Below are 13,941 nucleotides of genomic sequence, written 5' to 3'. Positions count from 1 at the left end.
CGGAAAAGCATTTTTATCATTGCATCCAACGAAATACGGAGAAGAATTGGTTAAAAAAATGGAACAAAACCAGGCGAAAGCTTATATGGTAAATACCGGTTGGAACGGAACGGGAAAACGTATTTCTATAAAAGATACGCGTGCTATTATTGACGCAATCCTTGATGGTTCTATCGAAAAAGCGGAAACCAAAATGGTTCCTGTATTTAATCTTGAAGTTCCAACATCTTTACATGATGTAAATGCTACAATATTAGATCCAAGAGATACTTATGAAAATGTTTCAGATTGGAATTCAAAAGCCACTAATTTAGCCTCACTTTTCATTAAGAATTTTGAGCAATACACAGACAATACAGAAGGTCAAAGCTTAGTAAAAGCTGGTCCGCAACTATAAGAAAACAAACCTAACCAAAAGGAAAAAAGCCATTCACTTAATTGAGAATGGCTTTTTTTATACTGTAAAATTTGTTTTATTTTCCTTTGTTCGCGTCGGCTATATATTTTTCCAGAGCCATTGTCATGGATGGAGTTTCTGGCGTTGGCGCCAAAATATCGATACGCAATCCGTGTTCCAAAGCTTCTTTTTGAGTAGTACTTCCAAAAACAGCAATACGCGTATTGTTTTGTTGGAAATCAGGAAAGTTTTTAAATAATGATTTTATTCCTGTTGGGCTGAAAAAAGCCAAAACATCATAATAAACATCTGCCAAATCAGACAAATCACTCATTACCGTTTTATAAAAAGTTGCTTGTGTCCAATCTACTTTTAAAGCGTTCAATGTTTGCGGAACATCAAAATTTAGCTGGTCAGAAGCGGGTAAAAGAAATTTTTCGTCTTTGTATTTTTTGATTAATGGAGATAAATCAACAAAGTCTTTTTGACCAACATAGATTTTACGTTTTCTGTAAACCACATACTTTTGCAGATAAAAAGCAATCGCTTCAGATTGGCAAAAATATTTTAAATCTTCGGGAACTTTATAACGCATTTCTTCGGCCACTCTAAAAAAATGATCGACAGAATTTCTGCTGTTTAATATGATTGCCGTAAAGTTATTTAGGTCTATTTTTTGAGCTCTGATATCCTTAGCGCTTACACCTTCTACATGTATAAATGATCTGAAATCAATCTTTACCTTATGCTTTTGCTGTAATTCAAAATAAGGGGAATTCTCTACTTTTGGTTCTGGCTGTGACACCAGAATTGTTTTCACTTTCAAATTGGACATTCTAATGAGCTAAATTTTTTGTAATCAAATAATATATAAAATAGTAGGGCGCTATTTCAAGTGCGCAAAGATACAAAATAAAATAAAACAACTTCCCGATGAGTAAGTTTTGATAAATCTTCAAAGAAATGAGGTAAGAAAACAAATTAATTATTAAAATCACAGCAATTGTGCAATAAATCAGAATATTTGATGGAGTATTGTTATAAAACAGGTAAATATTCACCGGCAGTAAAATCAATCCGACAAAAGTTCGGTAACTAACTTTCTGTAAATTGAATTGCTCTGCAAATTCTTCAATGTTAAAAATGGTTGCTACAATTTTTTCTATCAAAAATTTTGAAAGCACAAAGATTCCAAAAAATGTAAAAACCCGAAGAAAAATTACCCAATCCGTTTTCGAAACATACCCAAGATAATTGAGCACCAATTGAATAAAAAATGAAAACGAAATAATTTGAACAATAAACAACAATATAGTAAAACCACTCATCAGGTGAGACGTGTCTTTGTATACTTTTATATATTTATCAGAAACCAAAATCCTTAGAAATTCACTAAACCGTGTTTCAAATGCAGTCTTGGTAATTGCGATTAAAACAAAAGAAAAAACAAACAAACAAGTTGCCCAATCTTTAGGTTCTAAAATTCTTGGCTGTAAAACAATTTCTATCATAATCACTACAAAATTAGTAATTTTTTATTTCTTAAAATTATTATATAATTATTAAGATGGTGCTCTGATAAAAAGTTTATTTTTGCATCGAAGTTTGACGGCACTTACTATGAACGACGGTATTGTAATTATTCCAACCTATAATGAAATTGAAAACATCGAAAGTATTATTCGAGCTGTGTTTTCGTTACATAAAACCTTTCATATTCTTGTAGTTGATGATAATTCACCCGATAAAACAGCTGATAAAGTCATGGAATTGCAAAGCGAATTTCAGGGCAAATTATTTTTATCAGTCAGAAAGAAAAAATCAGGTTTAGGAACTGCTTATGTGCACGGATTTAAATGGGCATTGAAGCATCATTACGAATACATATTCGAGATGGATGCCGATTTTTCACACAACCCAAATGATTTAGAAAGGCTGCTTGAAGCTTGTCATTTTAACGGTGCTGATTTAGCCATCGGTTCCCGATATGTCACTGGAGTAAATGTTGTCAATTGGCCTTTAAGCAGAGTGTTGCTTTCCTATTTCGCTTCTGTTTATGTCCGAATGATCACCGGAATGAAAATCATGGATGCGACAGCCGGATTTATTTGTTATCACAGAGAAGTCCTGGAAAAAATAGATTTAGATAAAATAAAATTCATTGGCTACGCTTTTCAAATTGAAATGAAATACAGGGCTTTCGCCAAAAATTTTAATATACAGGAAGTTCCGGTCATCTTTACAGACAGAACAAAAGGACAATCCAAGATGAGCGGTTCTATTATTAAGGAAGCTATTTTTGGAGTTATTTCTTTAAGGTTTAAGAAGTTTTTAAATCAATTATAAAATGAATACCGTTTTAATTAAAAATGCCAAAATTGTAAACGAAGGAATTATTTTTGAAGGCGATGTTTTGATTGAAAACGAATTTATTGTTGAAATCGCCGAAAGCATTAGCCCAAAACATTCCAGTTGTAAAATTATTGATGCCGAAGGAAGTTATCTTATTCCGGGCGCTATTGATGATCAGGTGCATTTTCGCGAACCTGGCTTGACTCACAAAGGTGATATCGCTTCAGAAAGTCGGGCTGCTGTTGCCGGCGGAATTACTTCATATATTGAACAACCGAATACAGTTCCAAACGCAGTTACCCAGGAAATCTTAGAAGAAAAATATAAAATAGCCGCAAAAACATCGTATGCCAATTATTCATTTATGATGGGCGGAACCAACGATAATTTAGAAGAAATTCTAAAAACAAACCCAAAGAATGTTGCCGGAATTAAATTGTTTCTGGGTTCGTCAACAGGGAATATGTTGGTCGATAATCAAGAAGCATTAGAAAAAATATTTTCAAGTACAAAGATGTTGATTGCCGTTCATTGCGAAGATGAAGCGACTATTAAAAACAATTTAGAAAGATATAAACTTCAGTTTGGAGAAGATATTCCGGTAGAATTCCATCATTTGATTAGAAGTGCTGAAGCATGCTATATTTCGTCTTCCAAAGCGATTGCCTTAGCTAAAAAAACGGGAGCAAGATTGCACATTTTCCATCTTTCAACAGCAAAAGAAATGGAACTGTTTACCAATAAAATTCCGTTGGAAGAAAAGCAAATCACTGCCGAAGTTTGTGTGCACCATCTTTGGTTTTCGGATGAAGATTATAAAACCAAAGGCAATCTTATCAAGTGGAATCCGGCCATAAAAACTGCTGAAGACAGAACGGCTTTGTGGGAAGCGTTGCTCGATGACAGAATTGATGTTATCGCAACCGATCATGCGCCTCATACATTGGAAGAAAAACAACAATCGTATTTAAAAGCACCGTCTGGCGGACCATTAGTTCAACACGCTGTGGTGGCAATGTTTGAAGCCAATCATCAGGGAAAGATTTCAGTAGAAAAGATTGTAGAAAAGATGTGCCACAATCCGGCGAAGATTTTCAAAATTGAAAAACGTGGTTTTGTCAAAGAAGGATTTTATGCCGATTTAGTGATTGTAAATCCAAGTCTGCCATGGAATGTCAAGAAAGAAAATATACTTGCCAAATGCGGATGGTCACCATTTGACGGATATAATTTTAAATCAAGAATTACACATACATTTGTAAATGGTCAATTGGTTTATCAAAATTTTAAAGTCAAAGATATTCCAGTTGGAAAGCGTTTGCTTTTTGACAGATAAAATCATAGAAATGAAGAAAATTATAATCATAGTTTGTTGTATGTTTTCGGTTATCAGTTGCAATAACAACTCAGTTGAAAAGCCTAAGAACCTTATTGGTAAAGATAAAATGGTCGATATTCTATATGACATATCTTTATTGGAAGCTATTAAAACGCAAAATATCAATGGAGGCATAACGGTGAAAATGGGGAACGATTATATTTATAAAAAATATAAAATAGACAGCGTTCAGTTTGTGAAAAGCAATAAATATTATGCTTCCGATCTTGAGGAATACAAAAAAATGTTTGAGAAAGTTAAAGAGAGACTGAGTACAGCTACGTTGAAAATAGACGAGAAAATGAAGAAAAACGGTCAGGTTGTGCCGCCAAATCCGAACAGCACTTTAAATTCGGATACGCCTCAGGTACAATAATTACTTTTGCAAAGAAACAACTTCTTTAATAACACTATCAATGCTTTGGAATTCAAAATTCAAAGCATTTTTTATTTTCTTATTAGAAATAAAATCAGAAGAATGCAGTGAGTTCGCGCTGTATTTGGACAGTTTTCTTTTGGTTCTGAAAATCATAGAAACCAACCAATCCAAACGCCAGGCTAAAGCTGTCATCCAGGGTTTAGCTTCAATAGTAGGTTTCTTTGCTTTTAGCTTTTCAGCAATTGAAAAAATAACTTCTTTGAAAGTCAGGTTTTCAGCAACAACTGTAAATCGTTCGCTGATTATGTCGCTTTTCATTAATTGAATCATGATTTTCACCACATCGGTAACGCCAACATATCCTGTAGAACCATTGGTGTAAAATGGAAATCCATTTTTTATAGAGCTGAAAAATAATCCACTTCCCTGATTCCAGAAACCAGCTCCAAAAATTACTCCCGGATTTACAACAACTACATCCAAACCTTCCTGTTGTCCACGCCAAATCTCCATTTCTGCACCATGTTTTGAAATCGCATAATCGCTGTGCAGTGATTCCGGATTCCATTCGGTTTCTTCGGTGATTTGGTTTTCATTTGGAGCTAAATTTCCTAAAGCGGCTATAGAACTTACGTGACATAATTTTTTTATTTTGAATTCAACGCAAAAATTAACAATGTTTGCAGTGCCTTCAATATTTACTTTTCGGAGTAAATCTTCATCATTTGGGTCGTATGATATTAAACCGGCACAATGATAAACGTAATCGATATCCCTGAAAGCGGTTGTCAGTGAAAAAACATCAATAACATCGGCCTGAACCCAATCAATCCTGGAAAATAAATGCTCTTTTTGGTATAATTGAAAAAGCGATTTTGTTTTTTCGATAGCATCGGTTTGCCTGTAGATTGCTCGAATAGCAACTTCATTTTCTGCCAAATTCAGCAGTAAATGTGCTCCAACCAAACCAGTTCCGCCTGTTACTAATATCATAATGCGAAATTACGAATTACGATTTAGGATTTACGAATTATTTTGACTTTGCAAATAAACAAATGGATAATCTTTTAGCCCTGATTGCAGCGGCACCGAAGTAGAGCGGAAAGCAGGAATATGGATTGCTGATAAATCCCAGACCATTCGCTTCAAAAATTCCCAAATCTACTTATATTTGCGCTCAAGAATTTATAAAGATGAAGAATTTAGTTGAAGAATTAAAATGGCGTGAATTGTATCACGACAGCATGCCTGGAACCGAAGAACAACTGCTTAAGGAAGTCACGAGCGCTTATATTGGGTTTGATCCAACGGCTGATTCGTTGCATATTGGGAGCATGGTGCAAATCATTTTATTATTGCATTTGAAAAACTTTGGACACAAACCGATTGCTTTGGTTGGTGGCGCTACCGGAATGATTGGAGATCCTTCGGGAAAATCGGATGAGCGTAATTTGCTTACTGAAGAGCAGTTGGCTAAGAATGTCGCTGGAATCAAAAGTGTGTTATCACGGTTTTTAGATTTTAATTCGGCAGAAGCTAATGCACCGGTTATGGTCAATAATTACGATTGGATGAAGTCATTTTCGTTTATCGATTTTGCACGTGAAGTTGGAAAACGAATCACCGTTAATTATATGATGGCTAAAGATTCAGTGAAGAAACGTTTATCGGGTGAAGCTGGCGATGGAATGTCTTTTACTGAGTTTACCTATCAATTGATACAAGGTTATGATTTTTATCATTTGCACAAGCATTACAATTGTGTATTGCAAATGGGCGGTTCAGACCAATGGGGGAATATCACAACCGGAACAGAGTTGGTTCGCAGAATGAATCCAAATACAGAAGCTAAAGCTTTTGCGTTGACAACTCCGTTGATTACGAAAGCTGATGGTTCAAAATTTGGAAAATCTGAAGGTGGAAATATTTGGCTTGACGCAGATAAGACTTCAGTTTATAAATTTTATCAATTCTGGTTGAATACTTCGGATGAAGACTCAGAGAAATATATTAAGATTTTTACATTCCTGGATAAAGACGCTATAGACAACTTGATTGCTGAACATAAAGAAGCTGCACATTTGAGAGTTTTGCAAAGAAAATTAGCAGAAGAAATAACAATATTAGTCCACGGAAAAGCAGAATTAGAAAAAGCAATTCAGGCTTCGAATATTTTGTTTGGAAATGCAACTGCAGATGATTTGAAGCAATTGGATGAAACAACATTTTTGGAGGTTTTTGACGGTGTTCCGCAAGCTGAAATCTCAAGAGATGACATCATAAACGGAATCAATATTGTTGATGTGCTGAATGAGAAATCAGGGTTTTTAAAATCGAATGGTGAAGCGAGACGCGCTTTAACAGAGAATTCGATTTCGGTAAACAAAGAAAAAGTAAACGAAGAATTTCAGTTGACATCAAAAGATTTGATTAACAATCAATTTGTATTGCTGCAACGTGGAAAGAAAAATTATTTTGTGATACGAGTTAAATAACCATCAGATTACAACCACGAATATCAGAATTATCAAAACGTCCCAATACTTCGAATGAATTGTTGGGCTGTTTTTTGCCCAAATCCTGCGTGGCAATAAAAGAACACGAATTGATATTTGCCAAATCAATTACGTTTATTCCGCCAGTTTTTCCGTTGCTTACATAAGTCATAGCGTCTTCGGTATCGCGAATTTGGATTTGCATCCAGGCCGGGCATTCGAAAATTCCGTTACCCAAAGAATATGCTTGAGATAAAAGTTCTGTCATTCCGTATTCAGAATGGATATTTTGAACTCCAAAACCAGCACAAAGAATTTCGTGCAATTCTTCCCGAATCATTTCTTTGCGTTTGCCTTTCATGCCACCGGTTTCCATGATGATGGTATTTTTTAGTTGGAAATTTTGCTTTTCAACTAAATCCAATAAAGCATATGTCACACCAATCAGAATCACATTTTGACCAGCATTATCAAGTTCAACCAGTTTGGCAATCAGCTCATCATAATTACGCAAATAAAAGCCGCTATGTTCATTGTTCGTATGGTCAATCAAATCTTTCGCCATATAAATTAATGACGAACCACTGCGCTCCAAATAGGATGGAAGTAAAGCCAAAACTACATAATCTTCAATGTTTCCATAAAATTCAGAAAATGCATTTCGATAGCTTTGTTCGTATAACGAAACATCTGTAATCAAATGTTTACTGGTAATCATTCCAGTTGTTCCGCTGCTTGTAAACGTTTCCTGAATTGCATCCGAATTCGAAACTATATCATGATTCTTAAAAAACTGAATTGGCAGAAACGGAATTTGCTGTAGTGATTTTACAGCTTGTTTGTCCACTTTCAGAAAATCACAAAACTCCTGATACACCAAGTTGTTTTCGTATTGAAAACGAAAAACCTTCAAAGCTATTTTTTCAAATTGCTTTTGAGAAGAAATAGTAAATATGTCTTGTGTATTTATCAAGGAATAATTTTGTGCAAAAGTAATGAAAATAAAAAAAGCCCTAACTTTCGTTAGAGCTTTTTGATATATTGGATACTAATTATCTAATAACTAATTTTCTTGAAGCAGTTTTTCCTTCTTCAGTAATTTGAACGATGTAAACACCAACATTAAGTGATCCTACATTAATTGCATTATCATTTGTAGAAGTGCTTAAAACTTTTTTACCTAGTACATCAAAAACAGTTACTGTTTTTTCAGCATTAGCAGAAGTTTCGATAAACAGTGTTCCGTTTGTAACTGGGTTTGGATATACTCTTAAACCAGTAATTGCATTTTGATTAGTTCTTAATACATCAGAAGTTACATAAGCCCATGTAGAACCTAATCTAATTTCATCAACTTCTATATTACCAGTTCCAGCAGTAGCAGTTCCAGCTTCTCTAATTGCAATACCAGCAATTTGAGCAGGAGCTACAGTTGTTCCTGTTACATTTGTTGCAGTTGCAGCTGTTTCAGCTCCGCCAATTGCAGGGTTTACCCATAAACTTGCAGTATTAGTTGTGAAATCAAATTTCACAACAACGAAATAAGTTGTTGCTGTTGTATAATCTGCAGCAATCCATGATGGAGCAGCTGTTCCACCAGATCCATTCAAAATTCCTAAGTTAAAAGTTCCGGCAGTTGCACCAGCTCTAATATATATTCTACCATTGAAAACAGTTACAGTTGCTGGACTAACTGTTGCGCTAGTCATTAAAAAGTAATTACCAATAGCATCAGTGTTTAAAGCTAATCCGTCAGCATTTGGCAAATTAATTAAAGCAGAATAATAAGCTACACCAGTTAATGGTGCTGCAGAAGCAAGATTTACATCTTCTCCATTACCTGCTACAAGTTGAGTTTTGTTACCTTGGGAAGTTAATCCAGTGTAACTAAGCGAACCAGCTGTAATCAATAGTTGACCAGCAGTTCCACTATGTGTTGACCAGCCACTTGCGTTTAATGCAGTACCAGCTGCGGACATAAACGGATCAGAAGCCTGAGCAAGTGAAAGGGATATTGTCAATAAAGACAATGATAAAGTGTAAAGTTTTTTCATATTTTTATAAATTTATTAGCTTACAAATATAAGGACAAATTTTATTTATATAAAAAAAGAATGTAAAAAAATGATTAAAAAAAGATTAATTTTCAGAAAGTACAACTATCTGACAATTAGTTTTCTAGTGGCAGTAGTATCACCTTCAGTAATTTTTATGATATAAACACCAGGCGGAATAGATGCAATATTTAACTCACGAGAAGAAACAGTAGTTTGTAAAACTTTTTTCCCCAACACATCAAATACTGAAATTTCTTTATCCAAAGAAGTTTTTGAAGTAATGTATATTTTGCCATTACTCACCGGATTTGGATAAAATCCTAAACCTTCACTAGGTTGCTTTCCCTCTTGGGCAAAGCCTGCAAGCGAAAACATAAAGAGCGCGATTAATATAAAGTATTTTTTTGCCATGACTTCAATTTGGTTAGTACAAATATATAATTTTTTTTCAAACTTATTTCAAATAGCATACCAAAAAAAAACATCCTGAGTTTTTCAGGATGTTTTAGTATTTATTATGATTATTTTTTATTGTATCAAATTAATTCCGCCAACTGTTGACCATGCACCTGTAGTTAATGAAGCTCCAGTGGCAGCAGCATTTGGAGTGTATTTTCCAACAGGGAAAACAACTGATATTGGTGTTGGCGGTGTACCAATACTTGCTCCTAAAATATCAACTGAAGTGTTAGTAATTTTAACATTCGTTAAATTAATTTTTGAACCATTCACCTGATTGGTATTTGTCGAAGCATCCTGAATTTTAATAGCAGCACCTTGATAAGTTGTTGCGCCTTCTGTATAAGAAGTGTACCCATCAATTACAATATTGCTAAAGTCACCGTTTGCTTCTTTTTTGAATTGGATAGCGTCTACCTGAACATCACCAGCTACTTCAGGTGTACAACCCGCAGCTCTTTTTAAAGTGATATTGGTAACTTTTGGCCAAAAATCATTGTTGTTATTTGAACATTCTATCTCCATTCCAAAGTTTCCTTTAGTAACTTGTAGTGCATACCAATTAGAATTGTTTTGACCCTGCCATCCGTCTTGCCAGTCAAAAGCATCATCATAATTTCCGTAAGAAATAGCATTTGTCATGCTTACGGTTCCACCAAAAAATTCATAACCATCATCAGCACCTTTATAAGAAACTAAGTGATCTAATGTTGTTCCTGAACCACAAGAATAAAAAGTAAATCCGTTATTTTCTTTTGTTCCGTCTGCCAATTTAGCACCAGCATATTCTACCCGAACATAGTTTAATGAACCACCATTGTGAGTTGGGTTTGTTCCGCCATATGATAAAGCATTTCCATCTTCAGAAGTTGAAGTAGTAACACCACCAATAGCTTTTATTGGAGCATCACCATACATTATAATTCCACCCCAAGAACCAGGAATTCCTGATTTTTCAGTAAATACAACGGGCAAAGCAGAAGTCCCATTCACGATAAGTTTTCCGCCATTCAAAACTACTAAGGCATTGTCACCGGTTGTTTTGTCAGCAGTAATTGTTGAACCAGCATCAAAAGTAACAGTTACGCCAGCATTGATTTTTACAATTCCTTTTAAGGTATAAGTTCCTAAAGGATATGATTTGTCAACAGTTATTGGGCCTGTAATTTCACCAGTAACTGGTTGTGCACTTGAATTGTCATCACTACTTGTACATGCAGTGAAAGTTGAAGCTAAAATTGCTAAGCTTAGAATTAATTTTTTCATGAGTTTTGTTGTTTAATTTTCTGTTACAAAGATAAATTCGTGAGAAAAAAAAGATGTTATCTAAATATTATAATAGCGTTACGATTCGTCTATTAAAAAGTAGATTAATTGTTAAGAGCATAATATTTAAGTAACACAAAAGCCGCCTTAAACGAGCGGCTTTTGAATGCAGGAATAGTATTTTTAAAACGTGTAACTCAGATTTAAAGAAAAACCAACACCTTTTTTGTAATTGCTAATTAAGTTAGAAGGTTCAGCAATTGGAGAAGTTCCATCTTCTCCTTGTTCAAATTTTCGGTCTGGGTTTAACAAATTATCAGCTGAGAATTTCAAATCAAAATGATCTGACAATTTACTGCTCCAAACTAAATCCAACTGACTAACCGGCAGCTCGTAAATGTGATCTAATCCACCAGTTCCAACTGCATAAATTCTTTTCCCGAATACAGAATATACTAATGAAACCGTATTACTCCATTTCTCATTAAAATTAAACTGGTATTTCAAATCTGAATTTATTAACCATTTTGAAGCACCTTGCAATTCTCTTGATTTATGCGTTTCAATTGAATTGGTAACACTTCCGTCAGAATTTACTGTTACTGGTTTTACATCAACATTAGTTTGCATTAATGAAGTATTGAATCCAAATGAAAAAGCCGATAGATTTTTGTTGATTCTGGCAAAATCTAACAGGAATTCTAATTCCAAACCGTAAATATTTGCTTTGTCTGAATTCAGATAAGTGGTGATTGTCGAATTCGCAGCATTGGCAATAAAGGTTCTCTCGATAGGGTTCTTAATTGATTTTCCAAAAATACCAACTGCTAACATTTCTTTTGCTGTTGGAAACAATTCATATTTTAAATCAACATTGTAGTTATCACTATTTTCTAAAAACGGATTTCCTTTTGTTGAAGTTCCATCAGCGTTGATGTATTCAATCGGATACGCTTCCATAACAACAGGTCTGGTATAGGTTTGACTCGCGGCAAAACGAATGTTGGCTTTCTCGGTAACCACATATTTTGCATTTACAGATGGCAAAATATATAATTTGTTCCTGTTGATTATTTCAAACGGCTGGTCAAAAGAACCTTGTTGTCTGTATTTAGTTTCTCTTTCAGTATTTTCAGCTCTTATTCCTCCGTTTATTTCCCATTTTTCGGCAAATTTGAATAAGACATTAGCATAACCACAATTGGCCAATTCCATTAATTTTGCTTTGTAAGTTGCATTAGAACTTTCTCTGAAACTAAAAGCATTTTGACTTAAATATTCATTCAACTGAGTATCCAAAGCGTTTACCGGAACCGTAAAACTGTTTGGCGCAAAATTGTTTATCGGCGTTATAAAACGATATGAAGATTGCATCAATGAAGCACTTCCGTTATAACCAACAGCCAATTTGTTTTTCTTTTCCTGACCGCCAAATTTCAGGCTGTATTCCAACATTCCGGATAAATAAATATCGCTTTTAATATCTAAATATTGTTTGATGAAATTGTTTCCGGCAATAGAAGTTATGATGTTATCACCATCCAAAGTTCCCGAAAAGAATTTCCTGTCTGGTTGTTGGTAAGATGTTTTGGCAAATGAACCGCCAGCTTTAATGTTTTGATTTTTATCTTTTGTCAAAGCATATTCTCCCAATAATTGTGAATTGAAATAATCCGATTGGTCCAATTGGTTAGTTCTGATTAAGGTTTTGTTTTCGTTAGCTGTTAAATCAGCGTAACCAAATTGGTCTTTAATCAGGTTTTCGGTTGTTCTTAAATAAAAATTATTCCATGTCAATTTTATCCTGTCTGATGAATAATTTAAACCAATCAACGATGAGGTTGAAGTTTTATAACGATATTCTGTATTGATGAAATCGCTTCTGTAAACAAAGCCGGTTGAATTGTTATTGAAGTTTCTTTCTACACCAGTTCTGAAACTATAATTGTTATCAAAGTTTAGCGAGAACAAATATGAAAAACTAGCTTCATTCTTTAATTTGAATTTCTCCGAATGCAAAACACCAAAACTCATGTTCAAAGGCGCTTTAGTTTTTGTAACATCAAATCCACTTTTGAAAGATTGCAACGCTTGGTCTGGCGTAAAAGTATAACTGGCTGGTTTTCCTCCTAATAATCCCGGCAAAGCTCTTTCGTCTCCGGTCAGGCCAAAGAAACCTCTGCTTCCATCAGCATCTTTAGAAATCAAGAAGTCTTTCATATTATTATCGGTAGTGAAGTTTGTCCCGATACTGATTTTGGTAATGCTTTTTGTTCCTTTTGAAGTCGCAATGTTAAAAGTTCCACCAGCAAAATCGCCATAAATATTTGGATTGAACGTTTTGTAAACATCAATAACACCTACAATATCTGTTGGAAATAAATCCAACGGAATGATTTTTTTGAACGGATTATTCGTTGGAGCGGCCAAATCATTAATCAGTAAGTTATTGTATCGGTCTTCCAAACCACGGACAAATAAACCTCTTGAACCAACTTTAGTAATACCGGTAATCTTTGTCAAACCTTCTTCTACATCACTCACGCCTTTTCTCGCCATTTCCTGTGCGCCGATACTTTGCTTGATTTCGACTGCTTTTTTCTGTTCCAATAACAAAGCGGTTTCTTTTTCTCTGCTTACCGTATTTTGAATCACGACATCTTTTAACTGATAACTTCCCGAACCTAATGCTTTGTCTAGAGTAACAGTTTCTCCGGCTTTTACTTCAACCTTCTCTTCGATAGTTTCATAACCCAAAAAGCTAAATTGAATGGTATAACTTCCGGCATCAACATTAATCGTATATTTTCCGGTTTCATCTGTTGTTACTCCAATTGTAGTGCCTTTTATTACCACATTTGCAAAAGGAAGCGTTTCATTATTTAAATCTTTATCCGTTAAAGTTCCTGTAATAGTTCCTTTGTTTTGTGCAAAACCAAGAACGGTTATTAATAAAAAGATAACAATTAATTTAAATTTCATTTTAGTTGTGTTTAATTTTGATGCAAAGAAACCACCGCAATGTAAAGGTCGTGTTACTCTAGTATTACCATTTTGTTCTTTTATTATTACCAAATCGTTAACAGATTAAATTACCGTTAAGTCAGGTTTCATTTATCAATTCATTTTGTATTATCTTTACATTTACATCGACAAAA

Annotated in this window: 13 protein-coding genes; 5 read left to right on the top strand and 8 right to left on the bottom strand. The window is 34.4% G+C overall.

The annotated features are described in order from the left end of the window. The coding region (locus ABIQ27_RS07440; RefSeq protein ID WP_348033170.1) for a phosphoenolpyruvate carboxykinase (ATP) at positions 1–397 on the top strand (397 nt) is incomplete at its 5' end. 76 nt (positions 398–473) lie between these two features. Here ABIQ27_RS07440 and ABIQ27_RS07435 read toward each other — a convergent pair. Beyond that, a complete protein-coding gene (locus ABIQ27_RS07435; RefSeq protein ID WP_348033171.1) occupies positions 474–1,223 on the bottom strand; it encodes a uroporphyrinogen-III synthase in 750 nt (249 codons plus the stop codon). A 10-nt stretch (positions 1,224–1,233) separates the two neighbouring features. Next, a complete protein-coding gene (locus ABIQ27_RS07430; RefSeq protein ID WP_348033169.1) occupies positions 1,234–1,908 on the bottom strand; it encodes a DUF4271 domain-containing protein in 675 nt (224 codons plus the stop codon). 109 nt (positions 1,909–2,017) lie between these two features. Here ABIQ27_RS07430 and ABIQ27_RS07425 point away from each other — a divergent pair, with 109 nt between their 5' ends. Genes ABIQ27_RS07425 through ABIQ27_RS07415 form a run of 3 tightly spaced genes read left to right on the top strand, consistent with a single transcriptional unit; the run spans position 2,018 to position 4,503 of the window. Continuing rightward, positions 2,018–2,743: a polyprenol monophosphomannose synthase gene (locus tag ABIQ27_RS07425; protein WP_348033168.1), complete on the top strand. Its 726-nt coding sequence runs from the start codon at positions 2,018–2,020 to the stop codon at positions 2,741–2,743. Between the two features lies 1 nt (position 2,744). Beyond that, positions 2,745–4,085 carry a dihydroorotase gene (locus ABIQ27_RS07420; RefSeq protein WP_348033167.1) on the top strand — a complete coding sequence of 447 codons (1,341 nt, stop codon included), beginning with the start codon at positions 2,745–2,747 and terminating at the stop codon, positions 4,083–4,085. Positions 4,086–4,095: 10 nt separating this feature from the next. After that, the gene (locus ABIQ27_RS07415) at positions 4,096–4,503 is read left to right on the top strand and encodes a DUF4296 domain-containing protein (RefSeq protein WP_348033166.1); all 408 of its coding nucleotides are present in this window, start codon (positions 4,096–4,098) and stop codon (positions 4,501–4,503) included. Here the strand turns inward: ABIQ27_RS07415 and ABIQ27_RS07410 are convergent, their stop codons facing one another. Next, entirely contained in the window at positions 4,504–5,499 is a 996-nt protein-coding gene (locus ABIQ27_RS07410) for an NAD-dependent epimerase/dehydratase family protein (RefSeq protein ID WP_348033165.1), read from the bottom strand. 200 nt (positions 5,500–5,699) lie between these two features. On the opposite strand from ABIQ27_RS07410, the gene tyrS reads away from it, so the two are divergent. Beyond that, a complete protein-coding gene (gene tyrS, locus ABIQ27_RS07405; protein WP_348033164.1) occupies positions 5,700–7,001 on the top strand; it encodes a tyrosine--tRNA ligase in 1,302 nt (433 codons plus the stop codon). Here tyrS and ABIQ27_RS07400 read toward each other — a convergent pair. From ABIQ27_RS07400 to ABIQ27_RS07380, 5 genes are all read right to left on the bottom strand, one after another. After that, entirely contained in the window at positions 6,994–7,974 is a 981-nt protein-coding gene (locus ABIQ27_RS07400; protein ID WP_348033163.1) for an acyl transferase, read from the bottom strand. The two genes, tyrS and ABIQ27_RS07400, sit on opposite strands and share 8 nt — an antisense overlap. A 79-nt stretch (positions 7,975–8,053) precedes the next feature. Next, positions 8,054–9,055, bottom strand: a complete 1,002-nt coding sequence (locus ABIQ27_RS07395) for a T9SS type A sorting domain-containing protein (RefSeq protein WP_348033162.1) — start codon at positions 9,053–9,055, stop codon at positions 8,054–8,056. Between the two features lie 105 nt (positions 9,056–9,160). Next, complete coding sequence (locus ABIQ27_RS07390) at positions 9,161–9,469, bottom strand: T9SS type A sorting domain-containing protein (RefSeq protein ID WP_348033161.1); 309 nt, start codon at positions 9,467–9,469, stop codon at positions 9,161–9,163. Between the two features lie 117 nt (positions 9,470–9,586). Further along, positions 9,587–10,783, bottom strand: a complete 1,197-nt coding sequence (locus tag ABIQ27_RS07385) for a hypothetical protein (protein WP_348033160.1) — start codon at positions 10,781–10,783, stop codon at positions 9,587–9,589. Positions 10,784–10,966: 183 nt separating this feature from the next. Next, entirely contained in the window at positions 10,967–13,765 is a 2,799-nt protein-coding gene (locus tag ABIQ27_RS07380; protein WP_348033159.1) for a TonB-dependent receptor, read from the bottom strand. Positions 13,766–13,941 lie beyond the last annotated feature (176 nt).

This window comes from Flavobacterium sp. (assembly GCF_039916025.1).
Taxonomy (GTDB): Bacteria; Bacteroidota; Bacteroidia; order Flavobacteriales; family Flavobacteriaceae; genus Flavobacterium.
This window is presented reverse-complemented; position numbering and strand designations above follow the sequence as displayed.

Excerpts from the sequence above, each read along its gene's own strand:
- ABIQ27_RS07430 (WP_348033169.1), bottom strand. The coding sequence starts at position 1,908 with ATGATAGAAATTGTTTTACAGCCAAGAATTTTAGAACCTAAAGATTGG.
- ABIQ27_RS07425 (WP_348033168.1), top strand. The coding sequence starts at position 2,018 with ATGAACGACGGTATTGTAATTATTCCAACCTATAATGAAATTGAAAAC.
- ABIQ27_RS07420 (WP_348033167.1), top strand. The coding sequence starts at position 2,745 with ATGAATACCGTTTTAATTAAAAATGCCAAAATTGTAAACGAAGGAATT.
- ABIQ27_RS07415 (WP_348033166.1), top strand. The coding sequence starts at position 4,096 with ATGAAGAAAATTATAATCATAGTTTGTTGTATGTTTTCGGTTATCAGT.
- ABIQ27_RS07410 (WP_348033165.1), bottom strand. The coding sequence starts at position 5,499 with ATGATATTAGTAACAGGCGGAACTGGTTTGGTTGGAGCACATTTACTG.
- tyrS (WP_348033164.1), top strand. The coding sequence starts at position 5,700 with ATGAAGAATTTAGTTGAAGAATTAAAATGGCGTGAATTGTATCACGAC.
- ABIQ27_RS07395 (WP_348033162.1), bottom strand. The coding sequence starts at position 9,055 with ATGAAAAAACTTTACACTTTATCATTGTCTTTATTGACAATATCCCTT.
- ABIQ27_RS07390 (WP_348033161.1), bottom strand. The coding sequence starts at position 9,469 with ATGGCAAAAAAATACTTTATATTAATCGCGCTCTTTATGTTTTCGCTT.
- ABIQ27_RS07385 (WP_348033160.1), bottom strand. The coding sequence starts at position 10,783 with ATGAAAAAATTAATTCTAAGCTTAGCAATTTTAGCTTCAACTTTCACT.
- ABIQ27_RS07380 (WP_348033159.1), bottom strand. The coding sequence starts at position 13,765 with ATGAAATTTAAATTAATTGTTATCTTTTTATTAATAACCGTTCTTGGT.